The 25,684-nt window shown below is 42.3% G+C and carries 25 protein-coding genes and 1 other RNA gene; 12 read left to right on the forward strand and 14 right to left on the reverse strand.

From position 1 onward, the window contains the following. Positions 1–123: 123 nt before the first annotated feature. The gene (gene dnaK, locus DXX92_RS13430; RefSeq protein WP_116000908.1) at positions 124–2,052 is read right to left on the reverse strand and encodes a molecular chaperone DnaK; all 1,929 of its coding nucleotides are present in this window, start codon (positions 2,050–2,052) and stop codon (positions 124–126) included. 261 nt (positions 2,053–2,313) lie between these two features. After that, positions 2,314–2,949: a nucleotide exchange factor GrpE gene (gene grpE / locus DXX92_RS13435; RefSeq protein ID WP_116000909.1), complete on the reverse strand. Its 636-nt coding sequence runs from the start codon at positions 2,947–2,949 to the stop codon at positions 2,314–2,316. Positions 2,950–3,106: 157 nt separating this feature from the next. On the opposite strand from grpE, the gene nadK reads away from it, so the two are divergent. The 3 genes from nadK (at position 3,107) to DXX92_RS13450 (ending at position 6,241) form a co-directional block, all read left to right on the forward strand. After that, positions 3,107–3,991 carry an NAD(+) kinase gene (nadK, locus tag DXX92_RS13440; RefSeq protein WP_116000910.1) on the forward strand — a complete coding sequence of 295 codons (885 nt, stop codon included), beginning with the start codon at positions 3,107–3,109 and terminating at the stop codon, positions 3,989–3,991. A gap of 108 nt (positions 3,992–4,099) precedes the next feature. Beyond that, positions 4,100–5,803 (forward strand): DNA repair protein RecN, encoded by a 1,704-nt coding sequence (recN, locus tag DXX92_RS13445; protein WP_116002432.1) that lies wholly within the window; start codon positions 4,100–4,102, stop codon positions 5,801–5,803. 90 nt (positions 5,804–5,893) lie between these two features. After that, positions 5,894–6,241, forward strand: a complete 348-nt coding sequence (locus DXX92_RS13450) for an outer membrane protein assembly factor BamE (protein ID WP_116000911.1) — start codon at positions 5,894–5,896, stop codon at positions 6,239–6,241. 176 nt (positions 6,242–6,417) lie between these two features. On the opposite strand, the gene DXX92_RS13455 is transcribed toward DXX92_RS13450, so the two are convergent. The 3 genes from DXX92_RS13455 to DXX92_RS13470 form a co-directional block, all read right to left on the reverse strand. After that, positions 6,418–7,068 carry a glutathione S-transferase family protein gene (locus DXX92_RS13455; RefSeq protein WP_116000912.1) on the reverse strand — a complete coding sequence of 217 codons (651 nt, stop codon included), beginning with the start codon at positions 7,066–7,068 and terminating at the stop codon, positions 6,418–6,420. 902 nt (positions 7,069–7,970) lie between these two features. Then, positions 7,971–8,315, reverse strand: coding sequence for an RnfH family protein (locus tag DXX92_RS13465; RefSeq protein WP_116000914.1), 345 nt, complete (start codon positions 8,313–8,315; stop codon positions 7,971–7,973). After that, complete coding sequence (locus DXX92_RS13470; RefSeq protein WP_116000915.1) at positions 8,315–8,746, reverse strand: type II toxin-antitoxin system RatA family toxin; 432 nt, start codon at positions 8,744–8,746, stop codon at positions 8,315–8,317. Before DXX92_RS13470 ends, DXX92_RS13465 begins: the two co-directional genes overlap by 1 nt. Positions 8,747–8,890: 144 nt before the next feature. On the opposite strand from DXX92_RS13470, the gene smpB reads away from it, so the two are divergent. Continuing rightward, on the forward strand, positions 8,891–9,379 hold the full coding sequence (smpB, locus tag DXX92_RS13475) for an SsrA-binding protein SmpB (protein ID WP_116000916.1): 489 nt from the start codon (positions 8,891–8,893) through the stop codon (positions 9,377–9,379). A gap of 135 nt (positions 9,380–9,514) precedes the next feature. Then, positions 9,515–9,866, forward strand: a transfer-messenger RNA (tmRNA) gene (gene ssrA, locus DXX92_RS13480). A gap of 385 nt (positions 9,867–10,251) precedes the next feature. Here ssrA and DXX92_RS13485 read toward each other — a convergent pair. Next, a complete protein-coding gene (locus DXX92_RS13485) occupies positions 10,252–10,938 on the reverse strand; it encodes a helix-turn-helix domain-containing protein (protein WP_116000917.1) in 687 nt (228 codons plus the stop codon). 404 nt (positions 10,939–11,342) lie between these two features. Then, complete coding sequence (locus DXX92_RS13490) at positions 11,343–13,553, reverse strand: prolyl oligopeptidase family serine peptidase (RefSeq protein ID WP_116000918.1); 2,211 nt, start codon at positions 13,551–13,553, stop codon at positions 11,343–11,345. Between the two features lie 291 nt (positions 13,554–13,844). Here DXX92_RS13490 and DXX92_RS13495 point away from each other — a divergent pair, with 291 nt between their 5' ends. After that, entirely contained in the window at positions 13,845–14,213 is a 369-nt protein-coding gene (locus tag DXX92_RS13495; RefSeq protein ID WP_116000919.1) for a hypothetical protein, read from the forward strand. Positions 14,214–14,415: 202 nt separating this feature from the next. Here DXX92_RS13495 and DXX92_RS13500 read toward each other — a convergent pair whose 3' ends face one another. After that, positions 14,416–15,348 carry a LysR family transcriptional regulator gene (locus tag DXX92_RS13500; RefSeq protein ID WP_116000920.1) on the reverse strand — a complete coding sequence of 311 codons (933 nt, stop codon included), beginning with the start codon at positions 15,346–15,348 and terminating at the stop codon, positions 14,416–14,418. Positions 15,349–15,532: 184 nt separating this feature from the next. Between DXX92_RS13500 and DXX92_RS13505 the strand changes: the two genes are divergently transcribed. The 3 genes from DXX92_RS13505 (at position 15,533) to DXX92_RS19390 (ending at position 17,618) form a co-directional block, all read left to right on the forward strand. After that, positions 15,533–15,766 (forward strand): hypothetical protein, encoded by a 234-nt coding sequence (locus tag DXX92_RS13505; protein ID WP_147301964.1) that lies wholly within the window; start codon positions 15,533–15,535, stop codon positions 15,764–15,766. Positions 15,767–15,769: 3 nt separating this feature from the next. Further along, the gene (locus DXX92_RS13510) at positions 15,770–16,702 is read left to right on the forward strand and encodes a sodium-dependent bicarbonate transport family permease (RefSeq protein WP_116000922.1); all 933 of its coding nucleotides are present in this window, start codon (positions 15,770–15,772) and stop codon (positions 16,700–16,702) included. Between the two features lie 115 nt (positions 16,703–16,817). Continuing rightward, positions 16,818–17,618, forward strand: a complete 801-nt coding sequence (locus DXX92_RS19390) for an Hsp20 family protein (RefSeq protein WP_342768061.1) — start codon at positions 16,818–16,820, stop codon at positions 17,616–17,618. 228 nt (positions 17,619–17,846) lie between these two features. Here DXX92_RS19390 and DXX92_RS13520 read toward each other — a convergent pair whose 3' ends face one another. Both DXX92_RS13520 and DXX92_RS13525 read right to left on the reverse strand, forming a co-directional pair. Then, positions 17,847–18,572: a siderophore-interacting protein gene (locus DXX92_RS13520; protein WP_181901758.1), complete on the reverse strand. Its 726-nt coding sequence runs from the start codon at positions 18,570–18,572 to the stop codon at positions 17,847–17,849. Between the two features lie 179 nt (positions 18,573–18,751). Next, on the reverse strand, positions 18,752–19,213 hold the full coding sequence (locus DXX92_RS13525) for a hypothetical protein (protein WP_116000924.1): 462 nt from the start codon (positions 19,211–19,213) through the stop codon (positions 18,752–18,754). Positions 19,214–19,364: 151 nt separating this feature from the next. Between DXX92_RS13525 and DXX92_RS13530 the strand changes: the two genes are divergently transcribed. Beyond that, positions 19,365–19,778 (forward strand): MarR family winged helix-turn-helix transcriptional regulator, encoded by a 414-nt coding sequence (locus DXX92_RS13530; protein ID WP_116000925.1) that lies wholly within the window; start codon positions 19,365–19,367, stop codon positions 19,776–19,778. A 52-nt stretch (positions 19,779–19,830) separates the two neighbouring features. Here the strand turns inward: DXX92_RS13530 and DXX92_RS13535 are convergent, their stop codons facing one another. Both DXX92_RS13535 and DXX92_RS13540 read right to left on the reverse strand, forming a co-directional pair. Continuing rightward, entirely contained in the window at positions 19,831–20,793 is a 963-nt protein-coding gene (locus DXX92_RS13535; RefSeq protein ID WP_116000926.1) for a sensor domain-containing diguanylate cyclase, read from the reverse strand. A gap of 2 nt (positions 20,794–20,795) precedes the next feature. Then, entirely contained in the window at positions 20,796–21,893 is a 1,098-nt protein-coding gene (locus DXX92_RS13540) for a response regulator (RefSeq protein WP_116000927.1), read from the reverse strand. A 179-nt stretch (positions 21,894–22,072) separates the two neighbouring features. Between DXX92_RS13540 and tpx the strand changes: the two genes are divergently transcribed. Both tpx and DXX92_RS13550 read left to right on the forward strand, forming a co-directional pair. After that, on the forward strand, positions 22,073–22,735 hold the full coding sequence (gene tpx / locus DXX92_RS13545) for a thiol peroxidase (protein ID WP_116000928.1): 663 nt from the start codon (positions 22,073–22,075) through the stop codon (positions 22,733–22,735). 429 nt (positions 22,736–23,164) lie between these two features. Further along, positions 23,165–23,620, forward strand: a complete 456-nt coding sequence (locus DXX92_RS13550; protein WP_116002434.1) for an Hsp20 family protein — start codon at positions 23,165–23,167, stop codon at positions 23,618–23,620. 82 nt (positions 23,621–23,702) lie between these two features. On the opposite strand, the gene DXX92_RS13555 is transcribed toward DXX92_RS13550, so the two are convergent. Together DXX92_RS13555 and DXX92_RS13560 are read right to left on the reverse strand one after the other, a co-directional pair. Continuing rightward, positions 23,703–24,677, reverse strand: coding sequence for a tetratricopeptide repeat protein (locus tag DXX92_RS13555; protein WP_147301965.1), 975 nt, complete (start codon positions 24,675–24,677; stop codon positions 23,703–23,705). Positions 24,678–24,735: 58 nt separating this feature from the next. Beyond that, the gene (locus DXX92_RS13560; RefSeq protein WP_116000930.1) at positions 24,736–25,593 is read right to left on the reverse strand and encodes an alpha/beta fold hydrolase; all 858 of its coding nucleotides are present in this window, start codon (positions 25,591–25,593) and stop codon (positions 24,736–24,738) included. Between the last annotated feature and the right edge of the window lie 91 nt (positions 25,594–25,684).

Below are 25,684 nucleotides of genomic sequence, written 5' to 3' on the forward strand. Positions count from 1 at the left end.
TTAAGGGCTAAGAAGCTTTATGCCAGAAAGTTTTAGTTCAAGGCGGTCACGCGGAGCATACGAATGTATGTGAGCATGACCAACGCAGAAATAAGGCTTTCTGGCGACAAGATTCAAGCCCGACTATTTGTCGTCTTTAACCTCTTCAAACTCAGCGTCAACAACGTCGTCTTGAGGAGCTGCTGCTTCAGCTTCTGGCGCCGCGCCTTCAGGAGCTGCACCGCCTTGAGCTTGTGCTTTCGCTTGGGCAATTTCCATTAACTTAGCTGATGCTTCCATTAATGCTTGTTGCTTAGCTTCAATCGCTTCTTTGTCGTCACCTTTGATAGCTTCTTCAAGTTCTTTGATTGCCGCTTCGATTTTCTCTTTGTCTTCTGCTGGTAAGTCGTCACCTGCTTCAGTTACTTGAGTTTTCGTTGCGTGGATCATACCGTCAGCTTGGTTACGTGCAGTTACTAGCTCTTCGAACTTAGCATCAGCATCAGCATTCGCTTCTGCGTCACGTACCATTTGCTCTACTTCATCATCCGATAAACCAGAAGAGGCTTTAATCGTGATCTTCTGCTCTTTACCTGTGTTCTTGTCTTTCGCAGACACGTGTAAGATACCGTCAGCATCAATATCGAAAGTAACTTCGATTTGTGGCATACCACGTGGTGCAGGGTCGATACCTTCTAGGTTGAACTGACCAAGTGATTTGTTCACAGAAGCTTGCTTACGCTCACCTTGAAGTACGTGAACCGTTACCGCAGCTTGGTTGTCTTCCGCTGTTGAGAACGTTTGCGATTGCTTAGTAGGAATCGTGGTGTTTTTCTCGATAACTTTTGTCATCACGCCACCCATTGTCTCAATACCTAGAGAAAGTGGAGTAACGTCTAGTAGAAGAACGTCTGTTACGTCACCAGCAAGAACACCCGCTTGAACCGCTGCACCTGAAGCTACTGCTTCATCAGGGTTAACGTCTTTACGTGGCTCTTTACCGAAGAAGTCAGTCACTACTTGCTGAACAAGTGGCATACGAGTTTGACCACCAACAAGAATAACGTCTGTTACGTCAGACGTTGACAGGTCAGCGTCAGATAAAGCAGTTTTTAATGGCTCTAAAGTCGCTTTAACCATGTCTTCAACAAGTGACTCAAGCTTAGCGCGCGTTACTTTGATGTTCATGTGTTTAGGACCAGTCGCATCAGCAGTAACGTAAGGAAGGTTTACGTCAGTTTGTTGCGCTGAAGAAAGCTCACATTTTGCTTTTTCTGCTGCTTCTTTAACACGTTGCATCGCAAGTGCATCGTTTTTCAGGTCAAGGCCTTGGTCTTTCTTGAACTCGTCTACTAAGTAGTTGATTAAGCGGTTATCGAAATCTTCACCACCTAAGTGCGTGTCACCGTTTGTCGCTAATACTTCAAACGTGTGCTCGCCTTCTACTTCGTCAATTTCAATGATTGAAATATCGAAAGTACCACCACCAAGGTCATAAACTGCAACAACTTTATCGCCTTGTTGCTTGTCCATACCGTAAGCAAGGGCAGCAGCTGTTGGCTCGTTGATAATACGCTTAACGTCAAGACCCGCGATACGGCCAGCATCTTTAGTTGCTTGGCGCTGTGAATCGTTGAAGTATGCAGGAACTGTGATAACAGCTTCAGTGACAGTTTCACCTAAGTAGTCTTCTGCAGTTTTCTTCATTTTCTTAAGTACTTCAGCAGAAACTTGTGGTGGCGCAACTTTTTCACCTTTCGCTTCTACCCACGCATCGCCATTGTCAGCTTTCTTGATACCAAATGGCATGATGTCGATGTCACGTTGTACTTCTTTATCTTCAAAACGACGACCGATTAAACGCTTAATTGCGAATAAGGTGTTTTCTGGGTTTGTAACCGCTTGACGCTTAGCTGGCTGGCCAACTAATGTTTCGCCTTCTGCAGTGTATGCAATGATTGAAGGGGTTGTACGATCGCCTTCTGCGTTTTCAATAACTCGTACGCTGTCACCATCAAGAACAGCTACACATGAGTTAGTTGTCCCTAGGTCAATACCGATAATTTTGCCCATCGTGAGGATCTCCGAAATTCTTTAAAAATTCATTTTTGCTTAGATGATTTACTTAGTGGGGTCGCGAAAAAGCATTTCAAGTAAAAAAATAAAAAAAGATCACTTTTTGTAAGGATTTCTTACTGAGCAGGGATTTCACCGTAACTGGCATAGATATGTACTGATAAACCAAGGGGTAAAGATCAGCAATTGCGTTAAAGAAACAGGTATAAAAAAACCAGCCACTTGGCTGGTTTCTAATACATCTGGCAATTAAAGCTATTAAGCTTGAGTATCAACAGCAGCCGCTTTAGATACCATTACCATTGCCGGGCGAATTAAACGACCGTTTAGCTCGTAACCTTTTTGCATTACCGCGATTACCGTGTTTGGCGCAACACCCGGTACTTCTTGCATTGACATCGCTTGGTGAAGTTCAGGGTTAAATGGTTGGTCTTGTGGGTTAACCGCTTTCACGTCGAATTTTTCTAACGTTGATAAGAAACTTTGTAGCGTTAACTCAACGCCTTCAAGCATGGCTTTTTGGCTTTCGTCTTCTTTGTCGAAAGACTCGATAGCTCGCTCTAGGTTATCAACTACAGGTAGTAAATCACCGGCAAATTTTTCTAACGCGAACTTACGAGCTTTTTCCACGTCTTGTGCGCTGCGGCGACGAACGTTATCAACCTCTGCTTTGGCGCGAATTACTGAGTCTTTTTGATCAGCAACCGTTGCTTGAGCAGCAGCTAATGCTAGCTCCAATTCGTTAATTTTTTCTTGCTCTTCGCTTAGAATTTCATGCGCGTGTTCGTGCTGCTCTTCTACTTGCTCTTCAGCTTGGGCAATAATCTCTTCAGCAGCAATCTCTTCGGCTGTCTTATTTTCATTGATAGGGTTTTCGTTCGACTCAGTGGTCATGAAAATCTCTCCGGTAAAACATAATTGTTGCTAATTATGGGGTTTAGAATTTTGGTTTCAAGCTCCATTTTTCAAGATTTATTAAATCCCTGACTTTACAAGTGAAAATTTAAGAGCGACACTGCCGATAACAAGAAGAATTCAGGCATATTACGTCATGAGCCAGTTGTATAAAACCGTTGGCCTTATTGGTAAACCAAATCACGAAGGCGCCAGCGCGACCATCTCAACACTGCACCAGTATTTAATTGAAAATAACTACCAAGTATTAGTTGAGCGCTCGGTCGCATCCGCTATTGACGCAGACTGCGAACCGAATATTCAATCGCTCACCGATATTGGCGAACAGGCTGATCTTGCAATTGTCGTTGGTGGTGATGGTTACATGCTCGGCGCAGCGCGTGTGTTATCTGGCTACAGCATAGGTGTTATTGGCGTTAACCGTGGCAACTTAGGTTTCTTGACCGACTTATCACCGCAAGACGTTATTCCGCCGTTAGAGGCAATATTGCGCGGTGAGTCACGCTCAGAGCAGCGCTTTATTATTGAAGCCGAAGTGTATCGCCACGGTAAACTGAAAAGTTCTAATAGTGCTGTCAACGAAGCGGTGCTGCACGCGGGTAAAGTTGCTAACATGATTGAGTTTGAAGTCTACATTGACGACAGCTTTATGTTTAGCCAGCGCTCCGATGGTTTAATTGTCTCCACGCCAACAGGTTCAACCGCTTATTCCATGTCGGCAGGCGGGCCAATTTTAACACCTAACCTAAATGCCCTATCGCTGGTGCCTATGTTCCCACACACCTTAACCAGCCGCCCGATTGTGGTAGATGGTGACAGCGAAATTAAGTTAATTCTCGCTAACGATAATCACGAGAATTTACAAGTTAGCTGTGATGGCCACGTTATTTTAGCGGTCATGCCAGGTGATCAGGTAATTATCAAGAAAAGCCCTTATACCCTGCGCCTTATTCACCCACTGGATCACAGTTACTTCAACGTACTTAGAAACAAACTAAGCTGGGGCAATAAACTTTATTAGTTTCAAACATTTAGCATGAAACTTTTACAGCAAGATTCACTTTCTACTTGCACAACTGACAATTACTGTATAAATTGACAGCTAAACACTGTTTATTTATACATGACTATGCTGTTACAACTGACCATTCAAAATTTTGCCATTGTCAAAGCTCTGGATATCGACTGGCAACAAGGCATGACCACCATTACTGGTGAAACCGGAGCAGGTAAATCTATCGCGATAGATGCACTTGGCCTTTGTTTAGGTGAGCGCGCAACCACAAATACGGTAAGGCCAGGGGCAAAAAAAGCAGATTTAGCCGCCACGTTTGATGTCACCAACAACACGCTTGCGCAGCAATGGTTAGCAAGTCAGGAGCTACAGCAAAGTCAACCAGATAGCGATTCAACAAACGGCACTGTTGAAGCACAAGAATGTATTCTTCGCCGTGTAATTTCTGCCGAAGGTCGCTCTCGTGCCTTTATCAATGGCAGCCAAGTACCACTGGCACAATTAAAAGAGCTTGGCCAGTTACTGATCAATATTCATGGTCAACACGACCATCAACTTATCATTAAACCCAATGAGCAGCGCAAAATGCTAGATGCGTTTGCGGGTCATGATGATCTTATCGACAACGTTAAGCACTATTATCAAAGCTATCGCAAACAAGTGGCAGAGTTAGAAGCGCTAGAGCTTAGCCAGCAACAGCGCGAAGCCAAAAAACAGTTATTGCAGTACCAAGTGCAAGAGTTGGATGAGTTTTCGTTGCAAGCTGATGAGTTTCAAACACTTGAAGCCGACTTCAAACGCTTTAGCCATAGCCAGCAGATATTGTCTGACACCATGGAGTCACTGCACATTCTTTCGCAAAATGAACAGTTTAATGCGCTAGATGCACTGCAAAAATGTCACGATACCTTATCAACACTCGCTCATTACGATAGCGAACTCGCTAATATCGCCGCCATCATCAATGATGCGGTAGTGCAACTTGAAGAAGCCAATAACGATTTACGCCACTATCACGATCGCCTAGAGCTAGACCCTCAAGCTTTTAGCATGATTGAGGAGCGTTACTCACAAGCCATTCAATTGGCGAAAAAACACCAAGTCGCACCAGAGCAATTACCAGATTACCACCAACAATTAGCGTTAGAGCTGAACGGCTTAACGGGTGATGAAACTCGCCTAGCAGGGCTTGCTGATGAAATAGAGCAAACCAAGCAGCGTTATTTTGAGGCCGCGCAAGTACTTACCGATTCACGTATGTCGGCGGCGAAAAACCTTAGCAGCAAGGTAACCACCAGTATTCAAACGTTAAATATGCCGCACGGTCAGTTTGATGTCGCGATTACGCCACTTTCGTCAGATAAGCCAAGTGCTCAAGGGCAAGACGAGGTTTTATTCGTTGTCAGTATTAACCCAGGACAAAGCTTAGAAGCCATGCACAAGGTCGCCTCAGGTGGTGAGCTTTCGCGTATTAGCCTTGCCATGCAAGTTATCCTTGCCGACAAAGTGGTTTCACCTACCCTTATTTTCGATGAAGTGGATGTTGGTATTAGTGGCCCCACAGCGGCAATGGTAGGAGCAAAGCTGCAACAACTAGCGCAAAATACGCAAGTGATTTGTGTCACTCACTTACCGCAAGTGGCATGCAAAGGGCACCAACAGTTATTCGTGGCGAAATTAACCGATGGTGAGCATACCGAAACCAGCGTTACGGAACTTAGTGAGGGTGCGCGCGTCAAAGAAATTGCCCGCTTATTAGCAGGCAACACCATTACCGAGAGCAGCTTAGCGAATGCTCAAGAATTATTGGCAGGATAACAACAGCGTAAATTTATTGTGAATTGTTTTGTATCTCTCAGTTCGCTTGGGTATTATCCTCTGTCACATGTAGTAGGATTTTAGTTTTTCATGTTAGCAAGAAGCATAATTTTAGCGCTTGCGCTGACCACCAGCGCATGCTCAAGTTGGGTATATCGTATTGATATCCCTCAAGGTAACTACCTTGAACAAAAAGATATTGACCGCTTACAAGTGGGCATGACCAAAGAACAAGTAAAATTTATTTTAGGTAGCCCAGTGGTGATTGACTCATTCGAGCAAGACACTTGGCACTATGTTTATCAATTCAAGTCTGGCAGAAATTCGGACTTTGATGCGCGTAAAGACTTTATCGTTAAGTTTGTTGACAACAAGCTAGTGTCTGCTGAAGGTGATTTTGAACTTTCAGAGAACTTCAACACACCATACGATAGCTAGAATAAGATAGCTAAACGAGCAACTCTCGCATTGCTAGTCATGAGTAACTAGTAACGTTGCTCAATTAGCGATAAGCGAAAACTAAAAAAGCAGCCTACTGGCTGCTTTTTTGATGTTGTAGCTGATAAGACTACTTTCGAACTTACCGATATAGGAAGTAAAGCAAAGTAAAGCTTCTATGATTTTGCACCAGCAAACATTTGTTGTTCGCTTTCAATACACTGCTTCACCATAGGAATAGTGAAGAAACGCTGCTGGAATGCAGTAAGTTTCGGGTAGCTAGCAGCGTCAAGCTCATAATCAGCATGAAGCAGATTCACTAACGCACCACCAATACAAACATCAGCAATACTCAATTTATCACCGACAAAAAAGTCACCTGTAAGCTGCGACTCTAAATAAGCTAGCTGAGGCGGAATTAACTCATTAATCACCTCCTGACAGCGCTCAGCATCCGTTGTGTGATTGAAAAAAGCTGGACCAACAACACGCTGGAAATAAAGCGCGGCAGTAACTTCGGTTAGTTTAGTGTCGGCGTACTCTTCAAGCCACAAGGCTTTAGCATAGTCATTGGCATCATCAGGATACAATGAGTTAGTGCTATTCGTCTTTTCAAGGTAAGCAATCATCACAGACGAGTCAGCAAAGCTAAAACCATCATCAGTCACGTAGACTGGCACTTTGCCAAGCGGGCTAGCGGCTCTAAACGCCTCATCGTCAGAGCCTGGCATCATCATTTTTACTTCATATGGCATATTTTTGTGTTCATGCGCCAAAATCACTTTACGAACATAAGGTGAAGGTGGCACACCAAGAATTGAAGGCATATTGAATTCCTTATTATTTAAACGCCCAAATGGGTTGTGTTATTACTCCCAAAACCAGACCTCAATTATAGGAATAAATTTTCATAAGATTTTAACTAGCTGCCCAAATTGGCCAACTTAAGAAGAAAACATTGTGTCAAAAGTTGTCGTCGCTCTGTTTAGAATCTTATTAGCAAGGGATGGAATGCAGATAGTTGTACTTAGTAAATTTTGTTAAAGCGACAGAAAATAAGCTAGCGGAGTTCGCTGTAACTCGTCCAAATTTTCACTATTCAAAATATTCACTGATAGAAGCGAATCAACTCTGAGAGTTGCTAGTATCAGCGAAGCTCAAACTGACAACCAGACTCTCAGCCCGCAGATTTCATGTGAATAGAGAGCCAATGGAATATTAATTGCTAAAACTTGAAAACGTCAAAATTCTGCTTGGAGCGACCAATGAACAACGCTTTTTTTAAATGGAATCACCTACCAACAATTTTTATGTTGGTAATCATATTTTCGGTATCCAGTTGTTCAAAGAAAGATGAGTTTTGCACCGTAGTCGATGATTTCAGAAAAGTGGATACCGTCAAGGTAGTGAACACGTTTGATGAGTCAAAAATAGCCTATTTCGTAGACTTTCAAAATAGTTATCAAATATTGGTAAAGAGAAGCCAAGTTGAAGAAGCCTATAAAGTACTTGGCACCATAGGCATCAAAAATAGAAGTAAACTTCAAAGCAGCTGTAAATTTGTTCATTAGCGCTACGAATAGCAACTATTGCCAAATGGTTTCGCATTATCGGAAATTATCGGCCGCTCCATGCATAATGCCGATGGTTAGTCCGAGTAGGTAACTCGAACCTAAATATTAGACAGGGTATGTATCTCAGCAATTGAGCGAAGCTAAACCAGTTAAAACTATGGCTTAGCTCTTAGATTGTTAACTCGGCCACCAGTGACTTTATCAGCGCGGCCTTCTTCTTTCGCTTTTTCCGCGCGGCGTTTACGCACTTCTTTTGGGTCGGCTATCAGCGGGCGATAAATTTCAATACGATCTAAATCTTCCAGCTCGTCGCTTAGCTTAGCGGCGCGGCTCCAAATGCCAACTTTGTTTTTACTCAGGTCGATATCGTCAAACATATCCATAATGCCTGACTCAGTAATCGCCTGCTCTATGGTTGTACCTTTGGCAACAGGTAAAGCAATAAGCTCTTGACGAGTCGCCACGCCATAGACCACTTCAATATGAATCTGCTCTACCATTAGCCGTATACCTTTTTCGCTTGTTGAGTAAATGCCTGAACCATGTTATTGGCAATATTGTTGAAGATTTTACCAAATGCCAACTCTAATACCTTGCTGGAAAATTCATATTCTAGGCTCAGTGTGACCTTACACGCCTCTTCAGACAGCACAGTTAAATCCCAGCTGCCCGTTAACTGTTTAAATGGTCCATCTACCAAGTTCAATACCACTTGCTCGTTTTCCACTAAGGTATTTTCTGTGGTAAACCACTTAGTTACCCCGCCCTTTGAAATTTTAAGCGCAGCCGTCATTGAACCCTCATCTTGCGAGATGATTTTACTGTCGCTGCAATCTGGTAAAAATTGTGGGTAAGCAAGTACGTCATTGATCAGGTTATACATATCACTAACACTGTGCATAACCAAGGCACTACGATGAATTGATGGCATTAATTTCCCCCGTTAAGGGCGCAGATCATAGCAAATCGAAATTAAAAGCTCACTACTCGCACACTAAATTCAATAATTTTTCCTCTGGCGATTCAAAACTGCGGATTAGTCCGTATAATGTGCGCGGTTAACTGTGGAACGATTATGGCCAAGAAAAAATCAAAACAATCAAATAGCAATACCATTGCCCTCAATAAAAAAGCACGTCACAACTATGCACTTACCGATAAGTTCGAAGCAGGTATGAGCCTGCAAGGCTGGGAAATTAAGAGCATTCGCAGTGGCAAGGTCAATATTTCTGATTGTTATGTCATGCTCAAAGACGGCGAAGCCTACCTAGTCGGTAGCGAAATTCTGCCGCTTAACGCGGCCTCTAGCCACGTGGTTTGCGATCCAGTACGAAGCCGTAAGCTATTGTTGAATCGCCGGGAGCTTGACCGCCTAATTGGTGCCGTTGAGCGTGATGGCTTCTCACTTGTTGCCACTGCTATGTACTGGAAACAGTGCTGGGTAAAACTTGAGTTTTACTTAGGTAAAGGTAAGAAAAGCCACGATAAACGCGCTGATATCAAAGATCGCGAATGGCAGATCGACAAAGGCCGCTTGATGAAAAACAAAAACCTTAATGGCTAACTCAAGCACATAGCCTAGTTAAGGTATTGGTTGTGATAAAAACAGCGATAACTGGTTAAAAAATACCACGTTGTTTCACAACTCGAAGCGCTGTACAATGCGCTTATTGTAAGTGACTCACTTACCACAAACTTTGGGGCAGATTCAGGATTCGACAAGATTCGCGAAACCCAAGGTGCATGCCCAGGGGCGGTTGGCCTGGTAAAAAGCCGCAAAACTATAGTTGCAAACGACGAAACGTTCGCACTAGCAGCTTAATGCTAGCCATCCCCGCCAAGTTTTACCTGTAGACTAGCGGAGCGATGGTCATACTATACTAGGTTAGCGAGGGAACCTTGTCTGAGGGTGAACCGCGAAACAGTATCAGACTCACCAGAAAGTAGCCTGTCGTTCGGCGACTGACTGGTTAAATAATAGAACGACTAAGCATGTAGGACCGAGGATGTAGGTTTTTTGGACGGGGGTTCAACTCCCCCCTGCTCCACCACTCACAAGTTCGACAAGAACTGAAAAAGACCAGAAACGCCAATAAAAATAAGGCTTTCTGGTTTTTTTATGTCTAATTACCACTAAGATTTCTTCTGTAATCTAGCGTCGTTTTTATATCAGGCTGGTTTATCAACGTATAACCCACCTTTTCATCTTGCGCATGATGCGGAATAGAAATGTTTTCTCTGATTCATCCGGAAGACAATGTGGATCATATGTCATTCCTGCTTTGCAAACTATTAATGGCAAGGGTAACGATTCCCCTCGCTCGATAGCACGCACTTTTGACTTTTTTGATTGTTGGCTCTTTTCCATAAAACTTTACACTACCTAGTTTTTTTTAGTATCACCGGAAGTATCATATGTAAGCGTAGCACTGCGTATTAACTTAGCATATCGCAAGTCTTTAGCTTTAAACTTAATGGTCTAAAAATGCTTTCCGCAATGATGGCAGCATGAAATATTATGATCAAATTAAAAGACGAGGCTCTTTGGAATACAAAGTTTTCGTATGTGTCTATGTTGCCAAGAATGCCAATTGCACCACTAATAAAGCCAATTAAAGCACCTGCATACAGAAACTTAACTTGACTGCTATACAATTTCGCTAAGTATTGGGCTTGTACTCCCCCGACAAGTTCATCAGTAAATAAATACTTCAAGCCCTGTATTGATTTCAACATGCCTTTGGTGCCAAAGGCGATCACTGTGGCCGCATATAAAAACAAAATTAAGAACAGCCCTGATTGCACATCAATTACCAGAGATGCACTTTCTCCCAGCACAACAAACATTGCAATAGCGCCAGTTATGACCAGCAACGCCATTAAGTTTTTCATGATAATTCTCCTCACCCAATTAACTTCGATTTCATTTGAGGTTGCCATCAATAATTGCGGGGATAAATTGAAAACTGAAGCTATGGCAAGGGTTGATTCAGCCGAGGCTTTACCGTCAGACTCTATTCGTTGAATAGTTCTGACCGAGAGCCCTGACGCTTTAGCCAATACTTCTTGTGACCATCCATGCTCACTTCTTATTTTCTTTAATTTATCTGTTGAAAGTAACATCCGAATTTCCTACTAATCATTAACAACAACATGAAGAATTATGATGATTTCCTCATTCCAAGGTATACATATCGCACGACACTTTAACGACAAACAACGACATTTCAGTAAAATCAAGGTGTTATGGAGTCAACGTTCCAGTCGATTTTTATAAATATGAAGAGAAGTTTAGCTTTCTGACTCTCTATTTTTATCAACCTGAACAAAAAGTTTCTCATTTGAAAGAAGTTTTTAACTCGTTTTGCAGTCGAAACAAGACTCTCGATAACTTACTGTTTTCTATTCAATATCGTATTACTTACATGACGTTTGCTGATTAACCCCGATAAACTGCCAATTATAAAAAAACCCACATAATCGCGGGTTCTTTCTATTTAGCTCTTTGTTTTAGTGCTAATCCAAAACTATTTTGGCAGTTCGCTAAAGCCCATATTAAACAAAGTAAACGCGTAAATGTCGGCGTATTGTTCAATGGTTTTTGAAACTGGTGTGCCTGCACCGTGGCCTGCATTGGTTTCGATGCGGATCATGGTTGGTGCATTGCCTGCCTGCTTAGCTTGTAGCTCAGCGGCAAACTTAAATGAGTGAGCAGGTACAACGCGGTCGTCATGGTCACCTGTGGTTACGAGTGTCGCAGGGTAGCTTACGCCTGCTTTAACATTATGCACTGGCGAGTAGCCTTTTAAGTACTCAAACATTTCTTCGCTTTGCTCGGCTGTACCGTAGTCGTATGCCCAACCAGCGCCAGCAGTAAAGGTGTGATAGCGCAACATATCAAGTACGCCAACCGCTGGTAGTGCAACTTTCATCAAGTCAGGGCGCTGGGTCATCACCGCACCAACTAGTAAGCCACCGTTTGAACCACCGTTAACGGCTAAGTAGTCGCTTGATGTGTAGTTTTGGTCAATTAGGTATTCACCAGCAGCAATAAAATCGTCAAATACATTTTGTTTTTGCAATTGTGTGCCTGCTTTATGCCATGCTTTGCCGTATTCACCGCCACCACGTAAATTCGCAACGGCATAAATGCCACCTTGCTCCATCCAAACTGCACGCGTCACGCTAAAGTAAGGTGTTAAGCTCACGTTAAAACCACCGTAACCATATAGGATAGTTGGGTTCTTACCGTTTAGCTCTAGCCCTTTTTTATGGGTGATCATCATTGGCACTTTCGTGCCATCTTTTGAGGTGTAAAACACTTGCTTAGACACGTAATTGTTGCTGTCAAACTTAGCGCCTGATTCACGGTAAACATCAACCTTGCCACTGTCTGGCGTTAGCTTGTAAATCGTGCCGGGTGTTTTGTAGTTGGTGAAAGAGAAATAAAGTTCTTTGTCATCTTTTTTACCATCAATTTCACTAGCACTACCAGGTCCAGGCAAGGCAATTTCACGTACTTTATTGCCTTGATAGTCGTACTGGTACACTTTTGAAATGGCGTCAACCATATACTCAGCAAAGAAGTAGCCAGCCCCTGTTGAAACCGTTAACACGTCGTCAGTTTCAGCAATTAGATCTTGCCAAAATTCTGGTGATGGCTTACTTGCATCAACCGTTACCACCTTTTTGTTTGGTGCATTTAGGTTAGTGACTAAGTAAAGCTTGCTACCTTGGTTTTCAATCACATAGGTGTCTGAATCAAAGTTATCTAAAATGGTAACTAGCGGGCTATTAGGGCGTGTTAAGTCTTTTAGGTAAAGGTCGTTTCCTGACGTAGACGTTGCGCCGCTAATCAATAAGTAGTTGTCGTCTTCGGTGACATAACCAGCCACATAACGTCGTTTTTCGTCTTCCGTGGCACCGAAAATAACAGGGTCATTAGCTTGTGGCGTACCTAGCTCATGGTAGTAAAGTTTGTGCTGGTCAGTTTTCGCTGAAAGCTCGCTGCCTTCTGGCTTGTCGTAACTTGAGTAGTAAAAACCTTTGTTGCCAAGCCATGAAATTCCTGAGAACTTTACGTCGACAAGAGGCTCTTCTAGCACTTTTTTAGTTTCAGCATCAATGATGATGATTTTTCGCCAGTCGCTGCCACCTTCAGAAATTGAGTAGGCGGCAATTGAACCATCTTTAGAAAAGCTTAATTGCGCTAATGACGTGGTGCCATCTTCGCTAAAGCTGTTAGGGTCTAAAAACACTTCTGGCTCGCTGCCCTCAACCATACGGTAAACCACGTATTGGTTTTGCAGGCCATCATTTTTATAGAAGTAGGTGTATTTTCCTTCTTTGAAAGGCGCACCCACTTTTTCATAGTTCCATAAATCAGCCAAACGCTCTTTTAGCTGTTCACGATACGGAATACGGTCTAAATAATTAAAGGTGACTTGGTTTTGTGTTTTCACCCAAGCACCAGTTTCTTCACTGCGATCGTCTTCTAGCCAGCGATATGGGTCGGCAACGTCTTTGCCAAAGTAGGTATCGACCACCTCGCCTTTGCGGGTAACTGGGTAGCCTTTCCTATCAAAACTAGAGCTGTCAAAACTAGCGTTATCAACACTGCTATCAGCCTGAACTGTTTGCTTCATCACTTTTTCACTATTATCTAAACCCGAACAGCCTGCAATTAAGCCTGCCGTTAACACGCTCACTGAGACTAAGCTCGTGAATTGTTTGTTCATTTTTGCACTCCTCTGCAATTCGTCGCCACTAGTCTACACAAAAACCATTGAAAGCAGAGAAAATTAACAAGTATTTTACATAACCTCTGCCAAGGGATATTTACACCAATACGAGTACATATTGGTTTTTGCCTTTTATTTAGTAATCAAATTGCATAGCCACATTACATCACTACACAGCAAGCGATCACCAATTATTAGATAAAAATAAATACGATCATTAAATTTTATCTATTTTTATCTATCAAAAATTTTAGGCAGGATTAGGTTAATTCTTTAACGGAGGTGACTATGAAGTGTTTTATCCATGCGAACAATATTGAGTTAACCAAAGGTTTTAGAGCCCAAATCGCCAATCGCGTTCAAAATGCTTTTGCCCGCGTTGACGACAAAATTAAATTCGTTGTTGTCAGTTTTCAAGATATCAATGGTTTACGCGGCGGCAAAGACAAGCAGTGCAAGCTGAAAGTTGTTGGAGAAGGCATTAGTAATGTACAAATAATTGATGCACAAACTACCGCACAAGCGGCATTTAGCCTTGCCTTAAGTCGTTCAAAACGCACCTTTACCGATCGCATCAAAAGACCGCTGCGACAATTTCGAAAAGCGCGTTCAACAATGCGAGAAAGCTTTGAAGAACTTAGCGCCGAACCAGCATAGCCTTAGCAATTGGGTTTAACCCCGTGGAACAGCCTTAGAAGCTAAGCCCAAATGAAAGTAAGCTTAGCCAAAGCGAAAAGTCATACGATTGAATAGCAACCAAAAGTTTGGGCGACAAGTGATTAACTTGTTGCCCATTTTTATGTGATTAAGCTATCTGTTAAGCGATACGCGAAAAAGTAACAAGTCTGAGCTAGTACAGTTAAAGCTTAATCGCTTGTTTCATCATTTCGCGCCCTTCTGTTTCTACATAATTTAGAAAAACATTCGCAATTGGCGATAAGTGATGTGTTTTAGTCCATGAAAATGACCATTTAGATTTTATTGGCAAGCCCTCAACATTCAGTACTTTCACCCCGTACATTTCGCCAAATGCCAACGTATGCGCAGAAAGAATAGAAACCCCAAGTCGAGATAGAACGGAATGAATAATGGCTTCATTACTGGCAATCGTCATTTTAACTTTAGGGCTAACACTTTGTTTGCTAAAGAATGATTCTGTTGCATAACGGGTACCAGAGCCAGATTCCCTGATCAAAAAGTCTTGCTGACAAAACTGCTCTAGCGAAACCCTTTTTTGCTTTGAAAGTGGATGGTTCTGCTCGGCGATAGCCACTAAGTCGTTTGACATAAACTCGATGGTTTCAAGCTCTAGCCCTTCAGGAACGTAACTAAATACGTAGAAGTCATCGAGCCCCTGCTCTAGTCGTTCAATCACTTTCTGGCGGTTAGCAACGGTAAACTGAATATCAATACCGGGATAACGCTCGCAAAATGGTCCCAGCAAATGAGGAATAAAGTACTTAGCAGTAGTGGCGCTAGCAAGTCGCAAAGTACCAGACTTTAACCCTCGCAAGTCAGACAACTGCATATCTAATGCTTCGCAGCTCTGCAGTATTTGCTGAGCTGTTTTGATTGTTGCCAAGCCTGCATCAGTAAATTTCAGCTTACGCCCAACCTGATGATAAAGCGGTAACCCAATTGCTTCGCTTAACTTTTTGAGCTGCATAGAAACTGTTGGCTGAGTTAAAAATAATGACTCGGAAGCTGCTTTAACGCTGCCTCCTTGATACAACGCGAGCAAGATTTCCAACTGCCTAAAGGTGCCAATATGGGCATGAAGTCTTGATGCCACAACCACCTCCTATAGATTTTTATCTATTCAATAATTAGTAATTATCTATTTTTATCTAACTTGATTGATTTGTAAACTAACGCTCATTCGAAATTGCTTAGCTTTTGTTCAAAATGCTTAGCAACAACTCGCTAACCCACTCGAACAATTTCGAGCAATAGTGCCAAATGTGTCGGAGAAAATCGTGAGCAAAAGAACAACCTTACTAGTTATGATCACCAGTTTATTGCTGTTTGGGTTTTACTATACCAGCACAGTGATTGGTCATGAGCTCATCGCATTTGCATTACTGGCCTCGGCGCTAATGACAATTGCATTTGTAAATACAGTGAAGTCGTTAGCGTATTTCAACCGTGAGCATACAAATGCTTTGGGGTTAAATAGCAAACTGCCTAACAACATGCTCAGCGATAAATAAGCCATGATGATAGACGCAGTTGTTGCATTTTTTATTTTAGGCATTGTCTGCCAATTACTTGGCGCCAAGCTTTCTTTTCCTGATGGCCTTTACAAAACGCTAAGTATGTTTTTGATGATCGCCATTGGCTTGAAAGGTGGCTTAGCGCTGCAAGCACATGTTGACTCTAGCTTGCTCACCATGTCGTTAGTCGTTATCGCGTTTGGCCTAACCTTACCTTTGCTTGCCTACCCCTTACTGCGATATTTCGGCCAGTTGGATAAAATTAACGCCGGTGCAGTAGCCGCTCACTATGGTTCGGTGAGCGTCGCAACTTATGCGGTAGCAGTCGCTTTACTCGAAGCAGGCAACATTAGTTATGAAGCTTACTTTCCGCTGTTTGTCGTTTTGCTGGAAATGCCCGCTATATTGGTTGGCCTAATGCTCGCTAAAGGCAACTTAAAAATAGTAAATGGCGAATTTATTAAAAAAGAACTTATCGCCAACCAAAGCATACTACTGATGCTGGGCGGCTTGGCTATTGGCTATATGGGCGGCGCTAGCGTGCAAAAGCTTTCGCCAATGTTTATTGACTTGTTTTCAGGAGTATTGGCACTTTTCCTACTGAAAATGGGCATAGTTGCCGCCGAACAGCTTTCAACATTGAAAAAGAACAGCATGTTTTTAATTAGTTTCGCGATATTAATGCCGATGATTGGTGGCTTAGCTGGCACTGGCTTGGGGCTAGTAATGGGACTAAGCGCAGGCGGCGTCGCACTGATGGCAGTGTTGGGGGCTAGTGCATCATACATTGCGGTACCTGCGGCAATGAAAGAAAGCCTGCCAGAAGCAAACGCTGGCATGTCGATTACTGCTTCATTGGGCATTACCTTTCCGTTTAATGTGCTCATTGGCGTGCCGTTTTTTATTGCGCTGGGAAGCTACCTAGTGCAATAACCTTAGCGCTATAGGAAAGTAACGCTAGCGGAGTAACACTAGCGAAGTAACAGTTTGAAAAGCAGTTTAGCTATTACCAACAATAGCTTGCATTATTACTTTTGGAGGAGGATGTATGATGAACTCAGTTGATTTAAGCCCACTCTATCGCAGTAGTATTGGCTTTGACGGGTTATCCGGCTTGTTAGATAACGCACTAGCTGCAACAAATGAGGTAAGCAGCTACCCCGCTTACAATATTGAGGTCGTTGCAAAAAATTGTTATGCGATTACCATCGCTGCAGCGGGTTTTGCTGACGATGAACTCAATATTCAAGTAGAGCATGGTGAGCTAACAGTGAGTGGCGAGAAGCTGAAAAACGCGAATCGCCAGTATTTGCATCATGGCATTATCACGCAAAGTTTTGAGCGAAAATTCACACTTGCAGAATATGTTGAAGTAACACGAGCTAAACTAAGCCACGGCCTTCTTGTTATCGAGCTAGTTAAAACGCTGCCTGAATCAACCGGTGCAACTTGTATTGCGATCAACCACCCGTATAAGCCAGCTAATGAAGAAGCTGCTAAGCATAGTGCTAACGCGTTCGCTGATGAAAATGCCAATACCAATAAAAGTAAGCCAATCCAAAATAAAGCTGTTAACAATCGCTCCATCAACAATCGCCATGTTAACCAAGAGACTGTTCAAACTAGCTCTGAAAGAGCCACAGAACGGAACATAAATACGCGAACTAGTGTGCACAGGAATTCGCAAAAAGGCCAACTAAGGGGTAGCAAGCACATTGGCTCTACTACTAGTGTCACAAATATCACGGAAAAGAGTGATGCAGAGCAGCTTCAAGAAAAACCATTGCCCCGTGAACAGCTTAAGCCGCACTATAAAGCAGCGGCAGAAGTTCACTGGTTTAATGGCTAAAGTTTTAATGGTTAAAGTTTTAATGGCTAAAGTTTCAACGGCTGATGCTAAAATCGCCGAGTACTAAATAACTGAGAGAAATAGCTGAAAGCAAAAGAGCTAAACGCAGAAAGCTAGAGCTGAAGAAAGGGGAAGCTCCTTCCCCTTTCTTCGGGTAAGTTTAAATTTAGCCGGAAACCTAAATTAAAGTCGCGATAGTTGGCTGTGAAATATCCTTAGTCGTTGTCGCTATCGCTTACTATTCCAATATGCACTGGCATACAGCTTTTCAGGAGTGTATTGGCAATGATCTGATAAATACGCCTTAAGTTGCCTTACGATACTCGCTTCTGCGGCAATAAAAATTGCAGTGTCAGTTAGCTCACATCCAACCGATTGCAATCCCGATAAAAACCTTTCAGTTAGTTTATTTGACGTTACTAGCCAGTGAATCTTTATTCCTCTAGGAGCTATTATTTCTTGAATATCTTCACTATCAGGCACCTGTAACCAAGCTTGTCCTTGGGATGACAGAGGCAGTTGCTCCAACGTGGCAGCAATGGCAGGCAGTGCCGTGATATCGCCAAAAAATAAATGCTGATGGGCACCAAAGTCTGTGTGCTTGATGTCGCCCGGGCCTGCGACGCCTAAGAAATCATTTGGTTGTGCGTTGAGTGCCCAGTCTGCCGCTAATCCTTGATGATCATTAACCGCAAAATCGATGGTCAGTTCTCGCCGTGACTGGTTAAATTGTCGAATAGTATAAGAGCGCATCCATTTTCTCTGATCAGGCGAGGTGCTTAACGTAGGAAGTTTGTCTTGTGAGCTTGGATCAGGGAAAATTGCTTTTATATGCGCACTTTCTTTATCTACCGGAAAATCAGCCAGAGACTCACCTGTTAACACAACTCGGCGCATGTGTGGTGATACATCTTGTACCGATGATACCTGCGTCATATATAGATTTGCTGCCATATTTCCTCCGATAGTTACAAACATTAACTCGCTAAAATTTCAGCAAGCCTACTCCTGATCGCCACCGACTCACTCAGTTAACCATCAAGTTGTGATAAATCTAATTTCAGCTCAGAAAAACTAATTACCTAGCATGCTTGGGATTAGCAGCTGGTAACTACCGACTTTTTAAAGATACCTTACTGACGTTTTGCACGAGCAATAACTTCCTGCTCAACTTCAAAATTAACCATAACAGCAGTGACACTTGCATAGAGCAGCCCAACGGGTAAGGCGTATAAAAAGCTCATCATGTACAAATCAAAAAACTCATTTATCGACTGGAAGTTTTGAATACTCGCGGTTGTGGTGAGCGCCATTATCGACTCTAAGAGCAGTGTCATCACAATACCAATGAGCAAATTACGAAGCATCTCTGGCCATTTGCGAAATACACGCCCAATAAACTGATAAAGCGCTAAAAACATCAAACCGCCTATCGGCAAAACCGTAACGGTGGCAAAAAAGAACGCACGGCTCCAAGCTTCAAAAAAGCCGCGAAGTGTTGATAAATTCACCCAGGTCATAATGGTGATAATGATGGCAATAAGCACCAGCACTGCAGGTAACAGCTTAAACACCTGCTTAACATTCGATTGCATACTTACTCTAATAAAATGTTTACTTGAATGGAAAAACGTCAAAGAATTGAATAAAGTTGACAAGGTCTACTATAATAAACATTGGTTGACATTATCAACCAACTTTACAAATTGATGCATTTTGCGCTTAGCAAAAAAATGTGGGATCAACATGGAACTTAACGACACGCTTTTTGAATTAATACATTCAGTGCGCATGAACATACTAACCAAGGTCAAACAGCTAGGCTTTGATTTAACACCAATGCACCTTAAATCGTTGAAAGTTATTAGCAAGATTGATCTGTGTACTGGCCAAAAATTGGCAAACTTTATGAGTCGAGATAAAGCCCAGATTAATCGACTAATTAAAGAGTTAGTCACTCAAGGCTTAGTCATTAAAAAAGACCATGCACAGGATAAGAGAAGCCAATTATTGGTTTTAACATCATCTGGACAAGCAATAATGGCAGCATTTAAGCAAGCGGAACAAGAGGTGTTTGAAAAAATGCTGACCGATATACCTGCCTCACAAATTAGCACGTTTACGGAAATTGCCAGCAAATTAAAAGCAAATTTGGAATAATTGCCTCTTTAGCGCAAGAGGCAATTGATACCAAGTGAAAATTCGTGACGTATTATTGTTTAGGGAACAAGGTAATACGGTTTCGACCACCTTCTTTTGACTGATAAAGCGCGGCATCTGAGCATTCAATCCAAGCTTCGTAGGTGCTGATCCCAGGCGTAACTTGCGCAATACCAATACTAATCGTGTACTTCACATCAATATCATTGTATTTCACCACTGAAGCCTCTACTGTCTTGCGCATACGCTCAGCAAATATGTGGGCATTTTCTAAGGTCGTATCTGACAACAAAATAGAAAATTCTTCACCGCCATATCGCCCAGAAACATCGGTCTCTCGCACTTGTTGGCGCACAACATCTGCCAAATGTCGAATCACTTGGTCGCCTACCATATGACCAAAGCTGTCATTGATATTTTTAAAATGATCAATATCAATCATGACTAAACAGCTTGGGTTGTGGCTACGAGTCCAACGTTTAAATTCAGCTTCTAAACAACGCTCCCAATGGGTACGGTTAAACAACTTAGTTAACCCGTCAGTTTGGCTTAGTATCGCCAATTCTTGGTTAGCCGTTTCAAGATCTTTCTTATGCACCGCACTGTCAGTTACATCATAAACAATCAAGCACAGGTGACTCACTTCCCCATTGGCAGCCATAAGCGGGATAAAAGTGGTGTTCTGGTACATGTAATCGGCAGTACCGGTGATAGGGCGATAGTTTTGAAACTTGAACACATATGGGCGCTGCTCCCAAATGGTAAACGCTTTGTTTTTCAGTAAAAATACCGATTCCGCTTTGCGAACAAACCAGTCTTGAGGAATTTCTTCAAACAAGCTAAATAAGTTTTTATCTTTAACCTCACGTGGCAGCAAACCACTGTGGTTCTCCATAAACCCATTCCAAATCTGGATATTGTACTCACGATCAAGTACCACTAAGCCAACGTCAATGTTGTGCAACATTTCCATCAGCCAATGTAATTCATTTAATTGTGATGCTTCTAACGACATAACTAATCCAGTAAATAGGAAATTTTATTGTTCAAGGTGCGCATTGACTCTTCAGTAAATAGCAACAATAAGTCACATTTTATTGAATAGTTTTCAATGTTGTAGCTAATCTCAATGGCAAGCGTTTGGCGCCATTTTGCTGAGTTAGTGGCAATTAAATCCTTAATATTGCGGTGTTGACCAAGCACAACAGGGTGACCTTGGCTAAACGTCATATCAAGTTGCTCAGACACACCACTTAAACAGGCGCCAATTAAGGTGTTGGCCATGTCCATTAACAATTCAAGTTCAGCACTTTCATCAATATCTTGGTGATAGTTCATCAAAGATGCGATTTCTTTGAAACTCGAATCATTGAGAATTAATAACGCTTCACCGCTGACGCCTGCGCCAATAAACCCCTGACATACGCCTGATGTTGTCTCATTAGTGGCAACAGACGTCAGTGCCATGCGAAGCTCGCTCACTTCAATCAAATTCACATTCGGAATTGGCAAGAGTACAAAGACATCGAGCAAGCGCGCCAGTAAATCACCCGCTCTACCCATGGCAACATTGGCGATTTCTTGATAACAATCACGCAAATCTGGTGCTAAGGTAATTGGTTGGTATACGCGCTCTTTGACTTCCTGCGCTTTAGGCACAGGCTTGTTGATGGCAGGTAACTCTATTTTATCTTGTCGGCTTTTCGTTGTAGCTTCTTGGTTTGCTTTACTCGTAGAAAGCTCTTCGCGAGTAAAAATACCGTAAGATAGTAAGATCTCGGTTAGCTTGTCTTTATTGACAGGCTTTTGAATAAAATCCAATGCGCCCATACCAGTGACACGCTGATGTGCTTCTGGCTGAATATCACCGGAAATCACGACAGTAAGCGTTGGTAAATCTTCTTTAACGATGGTTTCAAGTACTTGATATCCATCCATGACTGGCATATTTAGGTCCAGTAGCAGCACATCGCCTTTGCCAGCTTTAATTGCGGCAATTGCTTGTTCGCCATTTTCGGCAAAACTTACATCGACCTCCCAGTCTTCAGGCAGCGAACGTGCTACCTGCTTGCGCGCCATATTTGAGTCGTCGCATATAAGTAATTTGGTTGGCATTATCAGTAAACAACCTCTGACACTTCAATGGAAATGAAAGAGTGCAAGAAAAGCAAAAAGCCCTAACCACACTCTATTGTTATATCGGTTAAATATCCAAGACCAGCCTTATTCATTAGCAATTTAATCAGGACGAAGGTAAGCTTGTATTACATACGATATCTATACGTACACTATATATGAAATTTTCAACTTTACTATTAACTAGTGCATTAAATTTTGCTGTTATTTCCTCTGCTTGCGCAGATTTCTTCACGCAAGACTCACTGCCGCAAACCGACAATTTAGTCAAAGCTGGCAACAAATTTGTCACCTTATTAGGCAACCAAGTAAAAGAAGGTGAAAAAGCACCAGATTTTAAAGTGGTAAATGATTCATTTGGGCCGGTATCGTTAAGCGACTTCGCAAACAAACCGGTGCTTATTTCAGTGGTACCTAGCTTAGATACAGGCGTATGTTCATTGCAAACTAAACGCTTTAATGAAGAAGTTGCTAATTTACCTAGTAACGTGGTGATGATGACCATTAGCAACGATTTACCCTTTGCACAGAAACGTTTCTGTAAAACTGAGAACATCGACAAAGTAAAAGTGCTTTCAGACGCGGTATGGCGTGATTTTGGCAGTAAATACGGTTTACTCATTAAGGATATGGGGCTGCTAACGCGCGCAATTTTTATTATCGATGAGCAAGGTAATATCGCTTACAAAGAACTCGTTGCAAACATTTCTCAGCACCCAAATTACGACAATGCCTTGGCAACCTTAAAAGCACTAAATTCAGCAGAAGCTTCGACCTCACCAACTTCGGTTGCTGCGGACGGCGCTATCGCGGGTCACTAGATTTTTCGTAGCTTTCGTAATTTCGAATTTTTAAAAAAGAGCCAGCCGGCTCTTTTTTGCTCCTGTTCTAACAAAAAAAATACCCATACATTCAAATAGTTAAAAGTAAAACAACAATTAAATTAAAATTTTTTTAAGTTTTTTACTTGAAACTATTTTCATCAACCACATATAGAAATTGTAGTCGCCTGATAGGGACTACATTACATTAACCGCCCGTTCATTATGAAGGGCACGCTTAATGAATTTAGCTTTATCTTGCAATGCAAGAGACGGCAACAATCGCGACAAACATAGCATTTAAGTGTCACTTTAGTGAGCTTTAACTAACTTGTTTTAGTCAAAGATGCTAGCTAGTCGGACTGCCCGCCACAGCCAAATTTTATTAAGCATTAACATATTGCTAAACAAATATAGGATATGACTATTATGCGTACATCTACAGATTTCAGCCCACTATACCGTTCATTCATTGGTTTTGATCACTTAGCTAGCCTAATGGATAAAGCCGCACGCAACGAGAAACAGCCTTCTTACCCGCCATACAACATTGAATCACTTGCGGAAGACAAGTACCGCATTACCATGGCCGTTGCTGGATTTGCTGAAGAAGAGCTTGATATTGAATCAAAGCAAAATCACTTAATTATTACTGGCACAAAAGCCAACGCAGCTGACAAAGCTGAACGAAAATTCTTACATCAAGGCATTGCCGAGCGTAACTTCGAGCGTAAGTTCCAACTTGGTGACCACGTCAAAGTTGTCGGTGCCTTTATGGAAAACGGTTTACTGCACGTTGACTTAGAAAGAGAAATCCCAGAGGCACTAAAGCCAAGAAAAATCGCTATTAATGGCAAAAGTTTATTAGAGGGTAATACTGAATAAACTTTTCAACGACATGTTTTCCCTGTTTTAGTTTTTGCCCGGTATCATTACCGGGCTTTTTTTGTGTTGCTTTCTTTAGACTTTATTCTGCACTTTGCGATGTATTTTTTGCTTGAGTCAATGCCGATTCAAACTGAGTAAACAAGTCTTGATAATGTGTCGAGCCCTTCACTTGTTCAACCTTGCCATAATAACGCTCGGCCTCAACAAGCTGACCTTGCGCTAAGGCAATTTCTGCTCGTCGGAAATTAATCAAGGTGTGATCGTTATCGCCAAATTTACCTAACTGTTCGGTCTGTAACAGAAAATCTAACGCCATAGGATAGTCTTCTGCCATTTGATAGGCACGAGCGACATTGTAAAGTGTTATCGCTACTTGGCTGTCATTGCCTGTTAACCTTGCCCATTTCAACGCTGAAAGACGATAGTCTACATGCTCATCAAGTTTATTAAGTCGATATGCAAAATGCCCTAGATTTCCAAATAATTCGCTTTGAAAACGTGGCATATGTCGGTTTTCATATTTGGCAACCAGCGGCAGCAACATGTCATAGCCACGCTGGTATTCCTTTTGTTGATTTAAGCTATTGGCTATTTGAACCACGATCATCGGATTGCGATTCACTTCACTGACTTGTTCAAGTAGCTCAATCGCGTTGCGCATATACTGATTAGCGATATCTTTATCGCTAGCTGGCAGAGTTTTAGCGGTATAAATTAGCACGCTGATTTTAAACTTCAGCGGAATATCGTCTCGAGCAATCCAAGGTTTAAGCTCAGTTGCCAACTGTTCTAGGCGCTCTAACTCAAATAAGGCGTCAAGTTGATAATTCTTATATTGAAACCAACGACGGCTTTCATTAGGTTCTAGCCTCAACAACTGTTCGATATGAATTAAACATTGGCGCGGCGAAAGTGCACAAACCGCATGGATATCAGTATCAGGACGAAGAGAGGTAGGCTGAGCAGCCGAGGCTCCTTTTGTCATTATCACACAGGTCAATAAAGTCGCGAGCAACCAGCCAATTGCTCTTGTTGCTTTAGCAAGCCCACTCACTAGCCTTAATTGAGCACCTTGAGTAAGCTTGCAGCATGACATTCGAAAATGGTGTGAACTAATGATTCTCAGCATGTTGTTGAATAAAATCAGCAATGATAGGTAATACTAACCCACCATGGCTAACTGGCGCCATATGTCCGGCTTCAACTTCCACACTTTTTACATTTGGTAGGCTGCCAATAATGGTTTCAGCTAAGCTGTGACTTAATTGCGGGCTGTATTTACCTGTAAAAAATAAAGTCGGCGCTTTAATTTCAGCAACATTAGCAAGAGAATAGCTAGCCGAAATTAACCCTTTAAAGTCGAGCGTCACTTTAGCCATATCATTCGCCATTAGCGCTTGCATCTTATCAGGCAATGATTGAAAGAAGCCCTTCATATTCCAAAAGTCAGTAAATACTTCTGCCGCTTTAAACTTATCTTCAATATCCACGCGATTGGCAAATTCATCAGCGACATTACGCAGCTCACTACCTGCCGGTAATAAATTAAATGCTACTGGCTCAAAAAGTGACAAGCTAAGCACGCGCTGTGGTGCCTCAACCGCCAATTTAAGTGCTATCGCACCACCACAAGAATGACCAACTAAGTGATAACTGCCATTGCCGACCACCTCAGTTAACGCGTGATTAATGCGAGCAATTTCAACGTCGAAGCTATAGTTGTCTGGGTCACTTACGCGATCTGCACCACCATAGCCCAAAATATCAACGTTGATACACGTAAAGTGATTCTCCAGCTGTTTGACCAGCGGTAGCCATTGACGGGAAGAGCTCAGCGAGCTGTGCAAAAATACGATGGCAGGGCCCGTGCCCGAAACATAAATCCCTTTTGCTATTCCCTTGGTTGTAGCACTTTGCTCAACATTAGGTTCAACATAACTTTTCGAATCAGACAACGCATTTGCTGACATAAATACTCCACCAATCTAACAGGGTGTCAAATAAAAGATTGCTTATTATGAGAATCTCTACTCGATTGTCAAAAATATTTAGTACGATGGG

Source organism: Thalassotalea euphylliae, from assembly GCF_003390395.1.
Taxonomy (GTDB): domain Bacteria; phylum Pseudomonadota; class Gammaproteobacteria; order Enterobacterales; family Alteromonadaceae; genus Thalassotalea_F; species Thalassotalea_F euphylliae_C.

What these genes read in the sequence shown, in the direction of transcription:
- DXX92_RS13520 (WP_181901758.1), bottom strand. Translation starts at nt 18,572, where the DNA reads ATGGCAGCAAATCTATATATGACGCAGGTATCATCGGTACAAGATGTA.
- DXX92_RS13525 (WP_116000924.1), bottom strand. Translation starts at nt 19,213, where the DNA reads ATGCAATCGAATGTTAAGCAGGTGTTTAAGCTGTTACCTGCAGTGCTG.
- DXX92_RS13550 (WP_116002434.1), top strand. Translation starts at nt 23,165, where the DNA reads ATGCGTACATCTACAGATTTCAGCCCACTATACCGTTCATTCATTGGT.
- DXX92_RS13530 (WP_116000925.1), top strand. Translation starts at nt 19,365, where the DNA reads ATGGAACTTAACGACACGCTTTTTGAATTAATACATTCAGTGCGCATG.
- grpE (WP_116000909.1), bottom strand. Translation starts at nt 2,949, where the DNA reads ATGACCACTGAGTCGAACGAAAACCCTATCAATGAAAATAAGACAGCC.
- recN (WP_116002432.1), top strand. Translation starts at nt 4,100, where the DNA reads ATGCTGTTACAACTGACCATTCAAAATTTTGCCATTGTCAAAGCTCTG.
- DXX92_RS13465 (WP_116000914.1), bottom strand. Translation starts at nt 8,315, where the DNA reads ATGGTAGAGCAGATTCATATTGAAGTGGTCTATGGCGTGGCGACTCGT.
- DXX92_RS13510 (WP_116000922.1), top strand. Translation starts at nt 15,770, where the DNA reads ATGATGATAGACGCAGTTGTTGCATTTTTTATTTTAGGCATTGTCTGC.
- DXX92_RS19390 (WP_342768061.1), top strand. Translation starts at nt 16,818, where the DNA reads ATGATGAACTCAGTTGATTTAAGCCCACTCTATCGCAGTAGTATTGGC.
- DXX92_RS13485 (WP_116000917.1), bottom strand. Translation starts at nt 10,938, where the DNA reads ATGTTACTTTCAACAGATAAATTAAAGAAAATAAGAAGTGAGCATGGA.
- DXX92_RS13470 (WP_116000915.1), bottom strand. Translation starts at nt 8,746, where the DNA reads ATGCCATCAATTCATCGTAGTGCCTTGGTTATGCACAGTGTTAGTGAT.
- DXX92_RS13450 (WP_116000911.1), top strand. Translation starts at nt 5,894, where the DNA reads ATGTTAGCAAGAAGCATAATTTTAGCGCTTGCGCTGACCACCAGCGCA.
- DXX92_RS13560 (WP_116000930.1), bottom strand. Translation starts at nt 25,593, where the DNA reads ATGTCAGCAAATGCGTTGTCTGATTCGAAAAGTTATGTTGAACCTAAT.
- DXX92_RS13490 (WP_116000918.1), bottom strand. Translation starts at nt 13,553, where the DNA reads ATGAACAAACAATTCACGAGCTTAGTCTCAGTGAGCGTGTTAACGGCA.
- DXX92_RS13455 (WP_116000912.1), bottom strand. Translation starts at nt 7,068, where the DNA reads ATGCCTTCAATTCTTGGTGTGCCACCTTCACCTTATGTTCGTAAAGTG.
- tpx (WP_116000928.1), top strand. Translation starts at nt 22,073, where the DNA reads ATGAAATTTTCAACTTTACTATTAACTAGTGCATTAAATTTTGCTGTT.
- DXX92_RS13495 (WP_116000919.1), top strand. Translation starts at nt 13,845, where the DNA reads ATGAAGTGTTTTATCCATGCGAACAATATTGAGTTAACCAAAGGTTTT.
- DXX92_RS13540 (WP_116000927.1), bottom strand. Translation starts at nt 21,893, where the DNA reads ATGCCAACCAAATTACTTATATGCGACGACTCAAATATGGCGCGCAAG.
- nadK (WP_116000910.1), top strand. Translation starts at nt 3,107, where the DNA reads ATGAGCCAGTTGTATAAAACCGTTGGCCTTATTGGTAAACCAAATCAC.
- smpB (WP_116000916.1), top strand. Translation starts at nt 8,891, where the DNA reads ATGGCCAAGAAAAAATCAAAACAATCAAATAGCAATACCATTGCCCTC.
- dnaK (WP_116000908.1), bottom strand. Translation starts at nt 2,052, where the DNA reads ATGGGCAAAATTATCGGTATTGACCTAGGGACAACTAACTCATGTGTA.
- DXX92_RS13535 (WP_116000926.1), bottom strand. Translation starts at nt 20,793, where the DNA reads ATGTCGTTAGAAGCATCACAATTAAATGAATTACATTGGCTGATGGAA.